The sequence below is a fragment of the Telluria sp. Soil_C_11 genome, assembly GCF_057657395.1.
This window is the reverse complement of sequence record NZ_JBDGIN010000026.1, coordinates 1-16,470: the sequence shown is the minus strand read 5'-3', so window position 1 is coordinate 16,470 and position 16,470 is coordinate 1. Positions and strand designations below refer to the sequence as shown.

Sequence of the window (16,470 nt, the reverse complement as noted above, 5' to 3'; positions counted from 1 at the left end):
AGACGATACCAGAGTCAGCAGCGAAAAGCTGTAATTACCACGGGGCTCAGCGCGGCATGGCTTCGCGCACCCGCTGCTTCGACAGCTTGTTGAGCGACCAGGCGAGCAGCACCGCCGCCACCGTCAGCCCCAGCACCAGGCCGATCCAGAAGCCGGTGGCCTGCATCGGCGCGCCAGGCGACCACGGGAACCAGGCCGGCGCCCAGCCCAGGATCCACCCGACCGGCAGGGCCACGCCCCAGAACGCGATCATCTGGATCACCATCGGCGAACGCGTCACCTTGTAGCCGCGGATCGCCGAGGCGGCCGCGACCTGGGTGGAATCGGACAGCTGGAAGATGGCGGCCAGCAGGAGCAGCATGGCGCAGGTGGCCTGGACCGCCGGATCGGAGGTGTACATGGCGGCGATCTGCCAGCGGAACAGGGCGATGCACAGCGCCGACAGCAGGCCGAAGGAAATGCACATGCCGGTGCCGACCCAGGCCACGAAGCGTGCGCGCTGCGGATTGCCTTCGCCCATCGACTGGCCGACGCGGGTCAGCGCGCCGATCGCAAAGCTGAGCGGCACCATGAACACCAGCGAGATGAAATTCAGCGCGACCTGGTGCGCCGACACCTGCACCACGCCGAAGCGCGCCACCAGCAGGCTGACGACGCCGAAGGCGCTGACCTCGGCGAAGTGGGTGACGCCGATCGGCAGGCCCAGGCGCAGCATGCTGCCGATCTCGGCCCAGTTCGGGCCTTCCCAACGGGTGAACGGGTAGGTGGCGCGGTAGGCGGCGGACACCTTGATCCAGCCGACCATCGCCGCCAGCATCAGCCAGACGCCGCTGGCGGTCGAGACCGCGCAGCCCAGCGCGCCGAGCCTGGGGAAACCAAAGCTGCCGAAGATAAAGAGCCAGTTGACGACGATGTTGTACAGCAGCCCGAAGATGGCGATGACCATGATCGGCTTGGTCTGGTTGATGCTGGTCGTGTAACCGTACAGCGCGCGGTAGCAGGCAAAGGCCGGCATGCCGAGGCTGATGATATGGAGAAAAGTCTTGGCGCGGTCGGCCACGGCCTGCTCGAGGCCGATGTGGTCGAACAGCAGGGCGCACAAGTTGGCCGCCACGCAGCCGGCGATCCCGACGATCGCGCCCATCCACAGCGACTCGCGCACCGAATGCGAGATCTTGTCGAAACGCCCGGCGCCCATCTCGTGCGCGACCACCGAGTTCACGGCCATCATGATGCCCATCACGGTCACCAGGATGATCGACCAGACCGAGGTGCCGAGCGAAACGGCGGCCAGTTCGGCGGCACTGACGTGGCCCGTCATCGCCACGTCCGCCACGCCCATGCCGACGGTCGCAAGCTGGCCGACCAGCATCGGCCACGACAGGCGCCAGAGGGTCGCGATCTCGGTGCGGATGGGGGGAGAAACGTGCGCGGTGGTAACAGTAGACGTCATGGCTCGGCTAGCTCGGGAAAACCGGCCATTTTACTGATTAATTGACTGGTGGGCATGGTGTGCCCACCCTGGGGCCGCGTGACACCGGACGCGTATCAATGCCGCCCGGCCTCGCGCGGCGGTACCGTCTTCAGGTAGGCGTAGAGGGCGCGCACGTCGGTATCGTTCATCTGCTTGAGCGAGCCGAAGGGCATGACCGGACTGATCGGCTTGCCGTCCGGGCGGTGGCCGCTGCGCAGCATGGCCATGAACAGTTCCGGGGACGAGTAGCGGACCATGGCGCTGCCCTTGCCGGGCGTCAGGTTGGCCGCTGCGGGCCAGGACGGCGGCGTGCCGGGAATCCTGCCGCCGCTCAATGCCGCGCCGTGGCAGCCGATGCAGGCGTTCGCCACATAGGCGCCGTACTCGGGCGTGACGGCGGCTGGCAGCAGGCGGGCCGGCGCCCGCGCATGGTCGATCTTCTCGGACGCGTCCTGGATCATGCCGAAGGCGTACAGGGCCTTCACCTGGGCCGGCACATCGATCACGGCCTTGTTGCCGGGCACGGGGCGCATCTGCTGGAGGAAAGCAACCAGGGCCGCCATGTCCTCGTCGGTCAGGCGGCTGTAGTCCTCGCTGGGCATGATCATGACCGGGTTGCCGTTCGGCTTGACGCCGTGGCGCACGGTGCGCACCCAGTCGACGACCTGGTAGCCGGCCGTGGTGCCGTTCGGTCCGGCGGTGATGTTGGGGGCGACCACGACCATGCCGCCATCCTGGACGACGGTCTTGCCGGCGCCGTTATCGCCATGGCATTCGGCGCAGCCGCGCGTGTTGTACAGGTAGCGTCCGTGCTCGATGCGCGCGGGGTCGGGCGCCACGTCCAGGGCCGGCACCTGCAGCACCACGGTGCGCGCCATCTTGCGCTCGCCGAGCGCCTTGCCGACCACGGTTGCGGCCACGCCCAGCAGGGCGAGCGCCACCAGCGCGATGCTGGTCCGTTTGACCCATTTGTTCATCTCTGCCCCCTGGTAAACACATTAGCGTTGCCAATTTAGCACTGCTCAGCAGTATTGCCTAGCTGGTCGAACGATGGGGACCATGCTGTATTCATTCTGGGCAAAGCGAAGAGGGACGGGATGTGCGAGATCAGCAGTCGTACGCATGGTGCATGCGGTCCGCCGCCGGAATCCGGCTCGCGCACGCTGCCGGGCAGCGGTGTAAGTATTTGATTCGCTTAATGCTTTCCTGCCGCGGCGATTATCTTCCCAATCTGCCTTTTGATCGGTCTATAATGGCGACCATAAGTTACAAAATAGACCAGGGGATAGTCCATGAAGTATGCACTCGTTTTGGAAAAGAATTCGGCATTATGTAACGATACGACCGCAGTGCTGCAATCCATGGGGTACCTGACAACCCCGGTATTCAATCAAAAAAAGGCCTTGTACGCCGCCCGATTGATTCAATTCGATTTGATCATTACCTGTACGGCTGTTAATCCGGGAGACAGGCGTTCCCTCACCGGCGAATTGAAACGGTGTTTGCCGGAAGCGACAGTCATATTATTGGCCGATCCGGAATCGGGGCCAGCCGTCGACGGGAATACCGACGGCGTCTCGGCGGTGCTGTACCGGCCCCTCATGGCGCAGGACGTCCGCAGCGTCCTGGAATGCGGCGAGGACCGTTTCGGACTGCAGCCGCCGCCAGCGCAGCCGGCACCCGACAGGCGGCGATCCACCGCCTAGGCGCCTTCGTGGTCAATTCATGAGGCGGCCCAGTTCCAGGCGCTGGATCGCCAACGGATCGCCCTGGTCGGCGGATTTCCGATACCAGCGCAGCGCTTCGTCCAGGTTGGCCTGTAGGCCTTTTCCCCTTTCGTAACATCTGCCCAAGTCGAATTGGGCCTGTGCGTGCCCCAGTTCGGCGGCGCTTCGCAACACGAGCAAGGCCTGCTCCCGCTCGGCGTCGCTCTTTGCGCCTGCCGACAGCAGCAGGCTGAGATGGTAGCGTGCGTTGAGATTGCCGCCTTTCGCGGAGAGCGCCGCAGCTTTCTTCGCCTCGAGCAGGCCAGGATCGTCCGTGAGGGACCAGACGTAGACAACTTCACGCCATAGCTCACCGGTACTGCCCTTATCGCGTTCGAACACGCATTGGGACAAGGCGGCCCGTGCCGCATTGTCCAGGTCGGCGGAGCCACTGGAATTGAGGAGGACCCACCGGACTACCGTGCCGTCGGGGCGAACGAGAAATCCGATTTTGCTGATGCCTGAAGATGCACTCTTCTGCGCGTTGCGGGGGTATTCGGGCGGCTTGCACGAGGCTGGCAACTGCGGCTGCGCCGGCTCGGAAGCGAAGGAAGGCAGCGCCATGCACGACGACGCGGCAATCGTCAGCAGGCATTTCGAAAAGCGGAGCATCATGGCAGGAGTTTGTTGAGCGGACCTCAACTCTAGATGGCTATTGCAATATTGTACAGTCAGCACATCTCCGGCCTGATCGAGGGATCTGGTTGAAATGCAAGCTTGTCACCATCACATAAGACCCATCTCATCCATCCAACCTGATCGGGAGCTACGCTCGTGGAATACAAGGATTACTACCAGATCCTCGGTGTCGAACGGAGCGCGTCCGCCGACGACATCAAGAAGGCTTACCGCAAGCTGGTCCGGCAATATCATCCGGATGTCAGCAAGCACAAGAACGCGACAGAGAAGACCAAGGAAATCAACGAGGCCTACGACGTGCTGGGCGACGCCGAAAAGCGCGCCGCCTACGATGCGCTCGGCCAGGGGCGGCGCCACGGTCAGGAATTCCAGCCGCCGCCCGACTGGGGCCAGCAGTACGACTTCGGCGGCGGCGGGAGCGCGGAAGACATCTTCGCCGACCTGTTCGCCCACATGGGACGCGGGCGCGGACGGCGCGGCGGGATGGGAGCGGGCATGGGCGGCGGCGGCTTCCAGATGCGCGGCGAGGACATCCACGCCGCCATCGCGATCGACCTGCGCGACGCCTACCAGGGCGCGACGCGTACCATCAGCCTGCGCGCCGGCCAGCAGGAAAAGACCTTGAGCGTGAACATCCCGAAGGGCGTCACGCCGGGCCAGCAGTTGCGTTTGGCGGGCCAAGGCCATCCGGGCATGGGCGGCGGCGGACCCGGCGACCTGTTCCTGGAAATCCAGTTCAACCAGGACCAGCGCTACCGCGTCGAAGGCAGCAGCGTGTACCAGAACGTGCCGGTGGCGCCGTGGGAAGCGGCGCTCGGCGCCAGCATTCCGGTACCGACGCCGGCTGGCACGGTCGAGGTGACGGTGCCGCCGGGCTCGCAGAGCGGCCGCAAGCTGCGCCTGAAGGGCAGGGGCATCCCGTCCTCCCAGCCGGGCGACCTGTACCTGATCCTGGATGTGGTGCTGCCGCCGGCCACCAGCGACCGCGCGCGCGAGCTGTACCAGCAGATGGCGCGCGATCTTGCCTTCAATCCACGCGAACGCATAGGAGCATAAGCGATGCCTGAACTGACGAGCCTGAGCGGCGTGTTACTCGACGACGCTGCCCTGACCCTCGATGAACTGGCGCGCGCCTGCAATGTCGAACCGGACTGGGTCGTGCGGCGGGTGCGTGCCGGCATCCTCGGCGGCCAGCCTGCGGTCGAGGTCATGGAATGGCGCTTCCGCAGCGGCGACCTGCTGCGCGCGCGCCGCCTGCTGCGGGTCGAGCGGGACTTCGACGCCAACGAAGACGTGGCGGCGCTGGTGGTCGACCTCAGCGACGAGGTGCAGCGCCTGCGCGCGCGCCTGCACGCGCTGGGCCTCGACTAATTTCGATCAGGTTCCTGCCGGCACGCGCGCGCCGCGCCGTGCCGGGCAAAACTACAATCGGTCCTCCCACAGCGATCACTTTCTATCGACGATACGGAGGCAGCATGCAACAGAATTCCCAACAACAAGGGGGCCGCGCCCTGCAAGGAAAACGCGTCGCCATCCTGATGACGGATGGCGTGGAGCAGGTCGAATACACGGGGCCGCGCAGCTTCCTCGAAGAACAGGGCGCCCAGGTGACGCTGGTGTCGCCGAAGCAGAGCGGCGACGAGATCCAGGGTTTCAACCACATGGACCCGGGCGACAAGTTCAAGGTCGAGATGAACGTGCGCGACGCGCGTCCGGCCGACTTCGACGCGCTGGTGCTGCCGGGCGGCGTCGCCAATCCGGACCAGCTGCGCCTGTCCACCGAAGCGATCACCTTCATCCGCGAATTCGGCCGCGAGAACAAGCCCATCGCCGCCATCTGCCATGGCCCGTGGACCCTGATCGACGCCGACCTCGTCACCGGCAAACGCGTGACCAGCTGGCCCACCCTGCAACTCGACCTGCAGAACGCGGGCGCGCAGTGGACCGACGAGCAGGTGGTGGTCGACGGCAAGCTCGTCACCAGCCGCAAGCCGGACGACATCCCGGCCTTCAACCAGGCCATCCTGAGCGAGCTGGTGCACTAAAAGCTGTACAAGGAGGCTCTATGGAACAAGTTGAGCAAGCCGGCAGACCCCTGCAGGGCAAGCGCGTCGCCATGCTGATGACGGATGGCGTGGAGCAGATCGAATACACCAGCCCCCGCTCCTACCTGGAAGAGCGCGGCGCGACCGTGGTGCTGCTGTCGCCGAAGAATGCCGGCGAGGAGGTGCAAGCGGTCAACCACATGCAGCCGGCCGACAAATTCAAGGTCGAGATGAACGTGCGCGACGCCAACCCGGCCGACTTCGACGCCCTGGTCCTGCCGGGCGGCGTGGCCAATCCGGACCAACTGCGCTTGAGCAAGGAAGCGATCGACTTCATCCGCGGCTTCGATGTCGAAGAAAAGCTGGTCGGCGCGATCTGCCACGGCCCCTGGACCCTGATCGATGCCGGCATCGCCACCGCCAAGCACCTGACCAGCTGGCCGAGCCTGAAGCGCGATCTCATCAATGCCGGGGCCGAGTGGACCGATGACGAGGTGGTGGTCGACGCGCGGCTCGTCACCAGCCGCAAGCCGGCTGATTTGCCGGCCTTTAACGATGCGCTGGCGAAGGAGTTGATGGTGGCGGAGGGGACGGATCCGGGGCCGACTTCGTAGTACTGTTTAGACTATTGTTTATGCGAGCAGCTCTGTTTCGTTAACAGGGCTGTCTCGCCTCACAGCGAATACTTGTTGCGGCAACTCCGGAATGCCTAAGCTCGTCAAGAAGTTGAAGATAGGGTCATACAATGCTGGCAGGCGTGTGTCATCATGCAAATCCCCATGAGGAACAAAGATCACCATTCCTTGGCGTGCACGCGTTAATAGAACGCGGTACGAATTCATCAGAAAGTTTCGTCTATCCTCCTGATTAATCCTCTGCCATTTCGTGCCTTTAAAATTGTATCCCGCCCATTCATTGCCTTCGCGTCGTAGGTTTGCATCCCAGCAAACGCACGTCCAGTCCAGTTCTAAACCTTGCACATCAAATTCAGAAGCGGCATCCTCTAAGGCACACGATGAGCGAACGTCATGTGCAGGAGCTAGAAACCACTGCGTAGGGTCAACTGCAGACTTTACGAAAATGCCATCCGGTTTCAAACGGAGCGCATTGGATGAGGCAAGTAAGCCGTTTCGCTCTTGACCTCGACGTTGGTTGCGTAACCAAGAACGTGCGGCCGACAGACTGCGTGTTACATACAAGGGGTATTGAGATAACGCATCCTTGAATTGCCGGGCCGTTGATGCGTCATTGTTGATGAGCGCGCCGATACATTGCGACAGATTCTCGGCTCTAAATGAGCGACGGGATACATCGAGGTGTAACTTAGACGCATTGATAACGTTCGCTCTGCTCAGGAGCGCAGACTCGTCGTCACGTACATATTCCGATCCGCAAAGATTTGTAGAAACGTGGACCTTCCAGTCCAGGAATTTTTCATGTAATACACGTAACCATTCGCGGATCCCTGCCTCGCCCGTATTGATCTCTTGCCCACCGCCAACTAGGCATATCACAGTGGCCCAACCAACATGGCGGTTCATCACCGATAGCAAAAATTCCGGTTCGGACATCTTAAAATCATTAATTCCACGCTTCAGCATGAAGCGAGATGCCTGTGTTTGGTCCCAAGCGCGCTGTGATTCATCAAAAATCACGATACGGTCTGCAGGTGCGGTGTCCGTTTTCACATACTCATCACGAAAATGATGAATGTTTTGAATGAATGCATGGGTTTCAGTCTCGATCTCAGTTTTGCTTGTTCTCGCTAAACCGGGTTGTTGACGTTGTTGTTCAAGGCGGTCCTGAGTTAGTGCTTCCCGAAGTACTGTTACCAATGGGCCGTTCCCAGATAAGAAAACTGCATGCCCATTGTCCTTAATGCTTGATCGGGAAGTTGCAATGTTTAGACCAGCAAGGGTCTTGCCTGAACCAGGGACTCCGGTAATGAAGCAGATTGACTTTTGCTGGTTATTCTGCGAATTCTGAATAACCTGATTAATATATTGATGTGTCTGCGCTAAGTTGTCGGCGCCAGCTTCGTTCTGTGAAATATCCTCAACCTTGTGTCCACGGTATAGAGCTTGTGCTGCCTCGACAATGGTAGGAGTCGGTTTGTATTTTCCATCGGCCCATCCTTGTGGGCTTAAATAAGGAACATGTACTGTTTTTTGAAAAAAATGAAGCACATCCAGTAGGCCATCGCCGTCGGTTAGGGCCACAGGAAACACATTGCTAACATGCGACTTCGTCGGAATGTTCGTATCCTTAGACTCTGTCGCAACCAAAACAGGTACGATCGGTCTATTGTGAGACGTTTCATGGAAGTTCGCTAAATCGAGTGCATACCCGACAGTTTGGTCGATATCAGCCCGAAAGTGTCCCGTGCTGCCTACCTTGTATTCGATAACGAAGATGATCCCATCAATTAGTAAGACGATATCTGCGCGCCGTCCCATGCGCGGGATAGAAAATTCGAAAAATACGTGTGCGTTAGGGAAGTGGGGCGCAATTTTCTTTAGGTGAACTATTTGGTATCGCCACGCATCGATTTGGGTAGGCTCGGCGGCAAACGGGAGTTCATGTGTCAACTGACCGACTATGACCATCGGGTCATAGTTGAGTAAGTCTGCGAATCGTGCGCTGAAGTAAGAGCGTTTCATGGGGACATAGTGTGACATGTCCGATGATTATCTCTCAAATATTGAACAAAGGCTTGTTAGTGCCGTCGAAAGTTCCAAATATTCGAAAACACGGGCCTCGTGAGCTAACGCCTTTGTATTTGATATTGGTGGAGGCAAGGCACAGTCGCTGCGCGACTGCTTAATCAGGCGAATCGGGAGGCCTTGCGCTTGCAAGCGCAAGGCCGCTCGCGGGCTCGCCGCGGTGCGGCGAGAAACCCCGGCTCCGCCCCTCGTCCGTGCCGGACGAGGATTCAATTCCCGGCTGCTCATGCAAGTATTCAAAAACAAAGGCCTCGTCAGCTTACGCCGACAAGGCCTTTGTTTTTGAATACTGGTGGAGGCGGAGGGAATCGAACCCTCGTCCGCAAGCACTCTACAGACAGTTCTACATACTTAGCACTATCTTTTAATTTAACCGGTACAACGGGGATGTGCACCCTGTGTACAGGCGAGTCACCTAAAATTTCGGAAGCAACCAAGTGACCCGGTTGATTCCTAGCCTCTGTAAATGACTCTACTTGCCTTGCGGCTCACCCCAGAGGCGAGGTGATGTAGAGCTAGCAGCGATTAGGCTGCGAGTGCGTACGAGTTATCGTTTGCAGTTATTGATTTCTGGATGTATTTACGAGGTAACCAGTCCTCGGTATGCCCTGCGCTGCTTTGCAACCCACGTCGAAACCAGGTCGCCCCCCAACGAAGAATGCCCATTGTACTCCAATCTGCGGCGGTGTGCAGTGATGTGCCTCTCTCGAAATCGCAAGCAAATGTTAGCTTTCGATAGTTTTCAGTTGTCAAACAGGACTATCATCTGCAGGCTGGAGATGTCCCGATGACGACCAACGGAGAGCATATGGCTTGTATCATCTGCGGCACGCCGCAAACCGCCGGCTTGGCCGGATGGCATGCGTCCTGCCGCGAATGTGGGTACGAAAGTGCGGCGCTACAAGGGGCGATCAACGAGAAGCCGTCTGGCGCGCCTGTCGACGAGGATGCGCGCGAGCTGGGCCTGAAGGCGCTGCGGCAGGAGAATTTCCGGGATATCGTCGAGCTCGCACGTGGCCTGGCCCGGCCAGGGGCGAGCCGCCTGCTCGACGTCGGCTGCGCCCACGGCTGGTTCCTGGAGACGGCCCGCGAGCGCTTCGCGGTGCTCGGCATCGAGCCGGATGCCGTGGTCGGCGGCCGCACCGCGGCGCGCGGCCTGCCCGTGCGCGCGGGGTATTTTCCTGATGCGCTCCGGCCCGGCGAAACCTTCGACATCATCGTCTTCAACGACGTCATCGAGCACATTCCCGACATCCGCGCCGCGCTCGACGCCTGCCATGGGCGCCTGGCGGAGGGCGGCCTGCTGATCCTTAACCTGCCGAACAGTGCGGGTTTCTTCTACCGCCTGTCGAAGGCCTTCGCCAGGGTGGGCTGGCGCAGCCCCTTCGAGCGCCTGTGGCAGAAGGACCTGCCTTCGCCGCACGTCCATTACTTCCGGCCCGCCAACCTGGAGCGCCTGGTCGCCAGGCATGGTTTCGTGCGCGTCCATTCGGGCGAGCTGCCCTCGCTGCGCGCCGAGGGCTTGCTGGAGCGGATCCGCTGCGCCGGGAATATTTCCGGCCCCTCGCTCTACCTGCAGTATGCCGCCGTGCTGTGCGCGATTCCACTGCTGCGCATGTTCCCGAGCGACATCATCGTCAGCGTCTTCCGCAAGACGTGAAAAAGCCGCAGGGCTCACGCACCTGCGGCTTTCTTTCAGCGCTCAAAACGATCAGCGGTTCGTGTTGATCATCTGGTTGCCGATCATGCCGCCGCCGATGATGCCGGCCACGGTTGCCAGTTTCTTGCCGTTGCCGCCGCCGACCTGGTTGCCGATCAGGCCGCCGATCACGGCGCCGGTACCGATGCCGATGTAGTTCGGCTGCGGAGCCGGGCGCGGCGCCGGTTCGTAGTAGGCCGGAGCCTCATGGCGGGCATAGCTGGTGTGCACGGTGCGCGGGCGCGGCGCCGCCTGCTTCACCGGCACTTCCTTGATGATCGTTTTCTCGATCACGACCGGCGCCGGAGCCGGGGCAGGCTGGACCGCTGCCTGGACCGGTTGCGGATAAGCCTGCTGCGCATAGGCGGCCGGTTGGGCGTAGGCGGCTCCCGCCGGCTGGACGTAACCGGCCGGCACCTGCTGGAGGCCTTGCGCTGCCATGGCCGGTGCGGTGGCCGGGGCGAGGGCGCCGGCGTAGGCAGGAGCGACCTGGGTCGTCGGCATCGGCGCTTCCGGAGCGCTGTGCGAGCTCGGCAGGACGCCGGTGATGGCGGCGGTGCCGGCCAGGCTGACGATGATCACGGACGCTGCGGCGGCTGCCATCAGCGGGTGGATACGGTTGGTGGTGGTCTTGATCGCTTCCATTTGTCTACTCCCGAGACGTTGCGTTGTTCTATGGGAGTAGATTAATGGCCGGCATCGTCCAGAGATAGACCTGTCTCTGTATCAATCGTAAAGATGTGTAAGCGGCTCAGGCCGACGCTTCGGCCGCCACGATCGTCTCGCGCAGCACCTGCAGCAGATGCAGCGGGCTGTCGAGCAGATAGTCGGCGCCCCAGGTTGCCGGGGGAATCTCGCCGCAATAGCCCCAGCCGCAGGCGACCGTGACCATGCCGGCGGCGCGGCCGGCTTCGACGTCGCGCAGGTCGTCGCCGACGTACCAGCATTCCTCGGGCGCCACGCCCAGCAGGCGCGCGCCTTCGAGCAGCGGGGCAGGGTGGGGCTTGGCGTGCGCGGTGGTGTCGCCGGACACCACGCAGCCGGCGTGCGCCAGGCCGATCTGCGGGATCAGCGGGTCGGTAAAGCGCATCGGCTTGTTGGTGACCACGCCCCAGGCCATGCCGGCGTCCTCGATGCCCTTCAACAGTTCCAAGACGCCGTCGAACAGCGAGCTCTCGACCGCCATCGCCGACTGGTAGCGGTCGAACCACTGCAGGCGCAGCTCTTCATAGCCCTCGTCGCCGGGGGCCAGGCCGAAGGCGGCGCCGATCATGCCGCGCGCGCCGGCCGAGGCGGTCGGGCGCAGCACCTCGTAAGGTGTCGGCGCGAGGCCGCGCTCGGTGCGCAGCGAGTTGACGGCGGCGGCGAGATCGGGGGCGGTATCGGCCAGCGTGCCGTCGAGGTCGAACAGGACGGCGCGCGGCGCGGGCAGGCGGGAGGGAAAGGTCATGGACAGCAGATTCTATCGGTGCGGGTTACAGCGCGAGCTTACAGAGGCCTGGTGCAGGCCACCATGTAGTTCACATCGGTGTCCTGGTTCAGGGAATAGACCTTGGTGAGCGGATTGTAGCTCAGGCCCTTCATGCCATCGAGCTGCAGGCCGGCGGCACGGATGAAGCCGGAGAGTTCGGCCGGCGTGATGAACTTGGCGTAGTCGTGGGTTCCGCGCGGCAGCATGCGCAGGATGTATTCGGCGCCGATCACCGCGAACAGGTAGGACTTCGGGTTGCGGTTCAGGGTCGAGAAGAACACATGGCCGCCCGGTTTCACGAGCGTGGCCGCGGCGCGCACGATGGCGGCCGGATCGGGCACGTGCTCGAGCATTTCCATGCAGGTCACGACGTCGAACTGGCCCGGCTCCTCGGCGGCCATGTCTTCGGCTGCGATCAGCTTGTAGCGCACCTCGACGCCCGATTCCAGGCTGTGCAGGTCGGCCACTTTCAGCGCCTTCTTCGACAGGTCGATCCCGGTCACCTTGGCGCCCTTGCGCGCCATCGATTCGGACAGCACGCCGCCGCCGCAGCCGATGTCGATCACGTTCTTGCCGGCCAGCGGCACGCGCGCGTTGATCCATTCCAGGCGCAGCGGATTGATTTCGTGCAGCGGTCGGAATTCGGACGTCGGGTCCCACCAGCGGTGGGCGAGCTCGCTGAATTTCTGGATTTCCAAGGGGTCGGCGTTGGCCGTCATCGGTTGCGTAGTCATAGGTCGGAATAATAGCGGAAATGAAGCGGCGCGACGGTTGGGCCCGAGAAAAAAGGCCACGCCGGTGTTGCGCATAAAAAAACCCCGCCGAAGCGGGGTTTGATCGGGGCAGTCAGCCCGCCCAGTCGCAGATTACTGCTGCTGGGTGCTGCGGGTACCGACGACTTCGATTTCCACGCGGCGGTTCTTGGCACGGCCGGCGGCGGTCTTGTTGTCGGCGACAGGCTGCTTCTCGCCCTTGCCTTCGGTGTAGATGCGGTTCGATTCCACGCCCTTGCTCTGCAGGTAGGACTTGACGGCTTCAGCGCGGCGGACCGACAGCTTCTGGTTGTAGGCATCGGTGCCAATCGAGTCGGTGTGGCCGACGGCGATGATGACTTCCAGGTTGATGTCTTTCAGCTTCGAGACCAGGTCGTCCAGCGATGCCTTGCCGGCCGGTTTCAGCACGGCCTTGTCGAAGTCGAAGAAGGCGTCAGCCGAGTAGCTTACCTTTTCCGAAGTCGGGACCGGAGCCGGAGCCGGGGCCGGTGCCGGGGCAGGAGCCGGGGCCTCGACCGGCGGCGGCGGCGGCGGAGCGACGCACTTGCCGTTTTCGAGTTTCTCAGGCGCCACGCACAGCGGCGCGTCGCAGCCCGGGACCGCGTCGGCCGGGGTCCAGTAGCCGGTACGCCAGCACAGGCCGAAAGGATTGCGCGCGATCACGCCGCGGGCATCCTGCACGTAAGCGCTGTATGGCTTGGGCGCCTGGATGTCGGTCGTCAGCGGTGCATACGGCGGGGCGCTCTGGGCGAAAGCGCTGCCGGCCATCGCCGCCGAAGCTGCGAGCATGAGGGTTGCCAATTTTTTCATATTTTTTCTTCCTTTCGGTAAATTCTTCCCGCTGCGAAACTACATGGCACGCGCATGAGTGAACCACATAGGCAGAATATTAACATCCTGCACGGACGCGCCCGTTTCGCATTGTGAAACAAGCAATTAACTTCTCGGCCATTTTGCCACATACGCTACATCCGCACGACCATGGGAGGCTGAATTGCCATGCATGGGATTTGTCGCGTTGTTTCTGCACAACAACGTGTTGTGAGTGGAACGGAAGCTTGACGAAAGTTTATGACAAGCATGTGTCAGATGTGCAAACACGTAAAAAGCCTGTCGTGCTGGACTTGCTTTCAAAATGCACTGCTGATATAGCGCGTGGTAAAATCTACCCCTTGGAAACTTCCCTTATCGCCTGAAAGCAGTCGACCCGCCAATGGATCAATTCGCAAAAGAAACAATTCCAATTTCTCTGGAAGAAGAGATGCGCAAGAGCTACCTCGATTACGCGATGAGCGTGATCGTGGGCCGTGCTCTGCCGGATGCGCGCGACGGTCTCAAGCCGGTGCATCGCCGTGTGCTGTTCGCGATGCACGAGATGAACAACGTGTGGAACCGTCCTTACCTGAAGTGCGCCCGTGTGGTCGGCGAGACCATGGGTAAATTCCACCCGCACGGCGACGCCTCGATCTACGACACGCTGGTGCGCATGGCGCAGGATTTCTCGCTGCGCTACACGCTGGTCGACGGGCAGGGCAACTTCGGTTCGATCGACGGCGACAGCGCCGCGGCGATGCGTTACACCGAGTGCCGCCTGGACAAGATCTCGCAGGAGCTGCTGGCCGACATCGACAAGGACACGGTCGACTTCCAACCGAACTACGACGGCAAGGAAAAAGAGCCGACCGTCCTGCCGACCCGCATCCCGAACCTGCTGGTGAACGGTTCCTCGGGCATCGCGGTCGGCATGGCGACCAACATTCCGCCGCATAACCTGTCCGAAGTCATCAACGGCGCGCTGCACGTGCTGCGCAACCCGGACTGCACGATCGACGAGCTGATCGAGCTGATCCCGGCGCCGGACTTCCCGACCGCCGGCATCATCTACGGCGTGTCCGGTGTGCGCGATGGCTACCGCACCGGCCGCGGCCGCGTGGTGATGCGCGCCAAGACCCACTTCGAGGAATACGGCAAGGACGGCGGCCGCGTGGCCATCATCGTCGACGAACTGCCGTACCAGGTGAACAAGAAGTCGCTGCTCGAGCGCATCGCCGAGAACGTGCGCGACAAGAAGCTGGAAGGCATCTCCGACATCCGGGACGAGTCCGACAAGTCGGGCATGCGCGTGGTGATCGAGTTGAAGCGCGGCGAAGTGCCGGAAGTGGTGCTGAACAACCTGTACAAGCAGACCCAGCTGCAGGACACCTTCGGCATGAACATGGTGGCCCTGGTCAACGGCCAGCCGAAGCTGCTGAACCTGAAGCAGATGCTGGAGTGCTTCCTGTCGCACCGCCGCGAAGTGGTCACCCGCCGCACCGTGTTCGAGCTGCGCAAGGCGCGCGAGCGCGGGCACATGCTGGAAGGCCTGGCCGTCGCCCTGGCGAACATCGACGACTTCATCGCCATCATCAAGGCCGCGCCGACTCCGCCGGTCGCGAAGACCGAGCTGATGCAGCGTGCCTGGGATTCGTCCCTGGTGCGCGAGATGCTGATGCGTACCGAGACCGGCGCCGCCGGCGGCATCGACGCCTTCCGTCCTGAGCACCTGCCGAAGCACTACGGCATGCAGGCGGACGGCATGTACAAGCTGTCCGACGAGCAGGCCCAGGAAATCCTGCAGATGCGCCTGCAGCGCCTGACCGGACTGGAGCAGGACAAGATCGTCAACGAGTACAAGGAAGTGATGGCCCACATCGCCGACCTGCTCGACATCCTGGCCAAGCCGGAGCGCGTCACCGCGATCATCGTGGACGAGATGGCCCAGATCAAGGCCGACTACACCGAGAACGGCAAGGATGCCCGCCGCTCGGCCATCGAGCACAACGCCAGCGACCTCGAAACCGAAGACCTGATCACCCCGCAGGACATGGTGGTGACCCTGTCGCACACCGGCTACATGAAGTCGCAGCCGATCTCGGAATACCGCGCCCAGAAGCGCGGCGGCCGCGGCAAGCAGGCGATGGCCACCAAGGACGAGGACTGGATCGACCAGCTGTTCATCGCCAACACCCACGACTACATCCTGTGCTTCAGCAACCGCGGCCGGATGTACTGGCTGAAGGTGTGGGAAGTGCCGCAGGGCTCGCGCAACTCGCGCGGCAAGCCGATCGTGAACATGTTCCCGCTGCAGGACGGCGAGAAGATCACGGTGGTGCTGCCGCTGTCGGGCGAGAATTCGAGCTTCCCGGAAGACCACTACGTCTTCATGGCCACCAGCCTGGGCACCGTCAAGAAGACCCCGCTGCGCGACTTCAGCAACCCGCGCAAGGCCGGCATCATCGCGGTCGACCTGGACGAGGGCGACTTCCTGATCGGTGCCGCGCTCACCGACGGCAAGCACGACGTGATGCTGTTCTCGGACGCCGGCAAGGCCGTGCGCTTCGACGAGAACGACGTGCGCCCGATGGGTCGTACCGCGCGCGGCGTGCGCGGCATGAACCTGGAAGAGGGCCAGAACGTGATCGCGCTGCTGGTCGCCGAGAACGAGCAGCAGTCGGTCCTGACGGCCACCGAGAACGGCTTCGGCAAGCGTACTCCGATCCTTGAATACACCCGCCACGGCCGCGGCACCAAGGGCATGATCGCGATCCAGACCACCGAGCGTAACGGCAAGGTCGTGGCCGCGACCCTGGTCGACGAAACCGACGAGATCATGCTGATCACGACCGGTGGCGTGCTGATCCGTACCCGCGTGGCCGAGATCCGCGAGATGGGCCGTGCGACCCAGGGCGTGACCCTGATCGCGGTGGAAGACGGCACCAAGCTGTCCGGCCTGCAGCGCGTGGTCGAGAGCGACGTCGACGAGGTCGAACTGGAGCCGGCGCCGGAGTAATCCTGTTCCGCTCCCCATCGAAACGGCCCGTGCAGCGATGTGCGGGCCGTT

15 protein-coding genes and 1 other RNA gene are annotated in these 16,470 nt (G+C 62.3%); 7 read left to right on the top strand and 9 right to left on the bottom strand.

Going from position 1 to position 16,470, the window contains the following annotated elements:
• Nucleotides 1–46: 46 nt before the first annotated feature.
• Entirely contained in the window at nucleotides 47–1,453 is a 1,407-nt protein-coding gene (locus tag AC3A6M_RS23865) for an MATE family efflux transporter (protein ID WP_487855210.1), read from the bottom strand.
• Nucleotides 1,454–1,548: 95 nt separating this feature from the next.
• Nucleotides 1,549–2,451, bottom strand: a complete 903-nt coding sequence (locus tag AC3A6M_RS23860) for a c-type cytochrome (RefSeq protein WP_487855209.1) — start codon at nucleotides 2,449–2,451, stop codon at nucleotides 1,549–1,551.
• A 315-nt stretch (nucleotides 2,452–2,766) separates the two neighbouring features.
• Here AC3A6M_RS23860 and AC3A6M_RS23855 point away from each other — a divergent pair, with 315 nt between their 5' ends.
• Entirely contained in the window at nucleotides 2,767–3,180 is a 414-nt protein-coding gene (locus tag AC3A6M_RS23855) for a hypothetical protein (protein WP_487855208.1), read from the top strand.
• A 12-nt stretch (nucleotides 3,181–3,192) separates the two neighbouring features.
• On the opposite strand, the gene AC3A6M_RS23850 is transcribed toward AC3A6M_RS23855, so the two are convergent.
• Nucleotides 3,193–3,855, bottom strand: coding sequence for a TonB family protein (locus AC3A6M_RS23850; protein WP_487855207.1), 663 nt, complete (start codon nucleotides 3,853–3,855; stop codon nucleotides 3,193–3,195).
• 159 nt (nucleotides 3,856–4,014) lie between these two features.
• Between AC3A6M_RS23850 and AC3A6M_RS23845 the strand changes: the two genes are divergently transcribed.
• The 4 genes from AC3A6M_RS23845 to AC3A6M_RS23830 all read left to right on the top strand — a co-directional run bounded on the left by AC3A6M_RS23845 (nucleotide 4,015) and on the right by AC3A6M_RS23830 (nucleotide 6,538).
• On the top strand, nucleotides 4,015–4,935 hold the full coding sequence (locus AC3A6M_RS23845; RefSeq protein WP_487855206.1) for a DnaJ C-terminal domain-containing protein: 921 nt from the start codon (nucleotides 4,015–4,017) through the stop codon (nucleotides 4,933–4,935).
• A 3-nt stretch (nucleotides 4,936–4,938) separates the two neighbouring features.
• Entirely contained in the window at nucleotides 4,939–5,250 is a 312-nt protein-coding gene (locus AC3A6M_RS23840; RefSeq protein ID WP_487855205.1) for a chaperone modulator CbpM, read from the top strand.
• A 104-nt stretch (nucleotides 5,251–5,354) separates the two neighbouring features.
• Complete coding sequence (locus tag AC3A6M_RS23835; RefSeq protein WP_487855204.1) at nucleotides 5,355–5,924, top strand: type 1 glutamine amidotransferase domain-containing protein; 570 nt, start codon at nucleotides 5,355–5,357, stop codon at nucleotides 5,922–5,924.
• Nucleotides 5,925–5,944: 20 nt separating this feature from the next.
• Nucleotides 5,945–6,538 (top strand): type 1 glutamine amidotransferase domain-containing protein, encoded by a 594-nt coding sequence (locus AC3A6M_RS23830; protein WP_487855203.1) that lies wholly within the window; start codon nucleotides 5,945–5,947, stop codon nucleotides 6,536–6,538.
• Nucleotides 6,539–6,556: 18 nt separating this feature from the next.
• On the opposite strand, the gene AC3A6M_RS23825 is transcribed toward AC3A6M_RS23830, so the two are convergent.
• Nucleotides 6,557–8,584 (bottom strand): DUF2075 domain-containing protein, encoded by a 2,028-nt coding sequence (locus AC3A6M_RS23825; protein ID WP_487855202.1) that lies wholly within the window; start codon nucleotides 8,582–8,584, stop codon nucleotides 6,557–6,559.
• Between the two features lie 353 nt (nucleotides 8,585–8,937).
• Nucleotides 8,938–9,296, bottom strand: a transfer-messenger RNA (tmRNA) gene (gene ssrA, locus AC3A6M_RS23820).
• A 159-nt stretch (nucleotides 9,297–9,455) separates the two neighbouring features.
• On the opposite strand from ssrA, the gene AC3A6M_RS23815 reads away from it, so the two are divergent.
• On the top strand, nucleotides 9,456–10,307 hold the full coding sequence (locus tag AC3A6M_RS23815; RefSeq protein WP_487855201.1) for a class I SAM-dependent methyltransferase: 852 nt from the start codon (nucleotides 9,456–9,458) through the stop codon (nucleotides 10,305–10,307).
• 51 nt (nucleotides 10,308–10,358) lie between these two features.
• On the opposite strand, the gene AC3A6M_RS23810 is transcribed toward AC3A6M_RS23815, so the two are convergent.
• From AC3A6M_RS23810 to ompA, 4 genes are all read right to left on the bottom strand, one after another.
• Nucleotides 10,359–10,991, bottom strand: a complete 633-nt coding sequence (locus tag AC3A6M_RS23810; RefSeq protein ID WP_487855200.1) for a glycine zipper 2TM domain-containing protein — start codon at nucleotides 10,989–10,991, stop codon at nucleotides 10,359–10,361.
• Nucleotides 10,992–11,097: 106 nt separating this feature from the next.
• Nucleotides 11,098–11,796, bottom strand: coding sequence for an HAD family hydrolase (locus tag AC3A6M_RS23805; RefSeq protein WP_487855199.1), 699 nt, complete (start codon nucleotides 11,794–11,796; stop codon nucleotides 11,098–11,100).
• 38 nt (nucleotides 11,797–11,834) lie between these two features.
• Nucleotides 11,835–12,536: a bifunctional 2-polyprenyl-6-hydroxyphenol methylase/3-demethylubiquinol 3-O-methyltransferase UbiG gene (gene ubiG / locus AC3A6M_RS23800; protein ID WP_487855221.1), complete on the bottom strand. Its 702-nt coding sequence runs from the start codon at nucleotides 12,534–12,536 to the stop codon at nucleotides 11,835–11,837.
• A gap of 147 nt (nucleotides 12,537–12,683) precedes the next feature.
• A complete protein-coding gene (gene ompA, locus AC3A6M_RS23795; protein WP_487855198.1) occupies nucleotides 12,684–13,400 on the bottom strand; it encodes an outer membrane protein OmpA in 717 nt (238 codons plus the stop codon).
• Nucleotides 13,401–13,803: 403 nt separating this feature from the next.
• Between ompA and gyrA the strand changes: the two genes are divergently transcribed.
• Nucleotides 13,804–16,419, top strand: coding sequence for a DNA gyrase subunit A (gene gyrA, locus AC3A6M_RS23790; RefSeq protein ID WP_487855197.1), 2,616 nt, complete (start codon nucleotides 13,804–13,806; stop codon nucleotides 16,417–16,419).
• Nucleotides 16,420–16,470: the final 51 nt, after the last annotated feature.

Coding starts and splice junctions, on each gene's coding strand:
- AC3A6M_RS23865 (WP_487855210.1), bottom strand. CDS start 1,453: ATGACGTCTACTGTTACCACCGCGCACGTTTCTCCCCCCATCCGCACC.
- AC3A6M_RS23860 (WP_487855209.1), bottom strand. CDS start 2,451: ATGAACAAATGGGTCAAACGGACCAGCATCGCGCTGGTGGCGCTCGCC.
- AC3A6M_RS23855 (WP_487855208.1), top strand. CDS start 2,767: ATGAAGTATGCACTCGTTTTGGAAAAGAATTCGGCATTATGTAACGAT.
- AC3A6M_RS23850 (WP_487855207.1), bottom strand. CDS start 3,855: ATGATGCTCCGCTTTTCGAAATGCCTGCTGACGATTGCCGCGTCGTCG.
- AC3A6M_RS23840 (WP_487855205.1), top strand. CDS start 4,939: ATGCCTGAACTGACGAGCCTGAGCGGCGTGTTACTCGACGACGCTGCC.
- AC3A6M_RS23835 (WP_487855204.1), top strand. CDS start 5,355: ATGCAACAGAATTCCCAACAACAAGGGGGCCGCGCCCTGCAAGGAAAA.
- AC3A6M_RS23830 (WP_487855203.1), top strand. CDS start 5,945: ATGGAACAAGTTGAGCAAGCCGGCAGACCCCTGCAGGGCAAGCGCGTC.
- AC3A6M_RS23825 (WP_487855202.1), bottom strand. CDS start 8,584: ATGAAACGCTCTTACTTCAGCGCACGATTCGCAGACTTACTCAACTAT.
- AC3A6M_RS23815 (WP_487855201.1), top strand. CDS start 9,456: ATGGCTTGTATCATCTGCGGCACGCCGCAAACCGCCGGCTTGGCCGGA.
- AC3A6M_RS23810 (WP_487855200.1), bottom strand. CDS start 10,991: ATGGAAGCGATCAAGACCACCACCAACCGTATCCACCCGCTGATGGCA.
- AC3A6M_RS23805 (WP_487855199.1), bottom strand. CDS start 11,796: ATGACCTTTCCCTCCCGCCTGCCCGCGCCGCGCGCCGTCCTGTTCGAC.
- ubiG (WP_487855221.1), bottom strand. CDS start 12,536: ATGACGGCCAACGCCGACCCCTTGGAAATCCAGAAATTCAGCGAGCTC.
- ompA (WP_487855198.1), bottom strand. CDS start 13,400: ATGAAAAAATTGGCAACCCTCATGCTCGCAGCTTCGGCGGCGATGGCC.
- gyrA (WP_487855197.1), top strand. CDS start 13,804: ATGGATCAATTCGCAAAAGAAACAATTCCAATTTCTCTGGAAGAAGAG.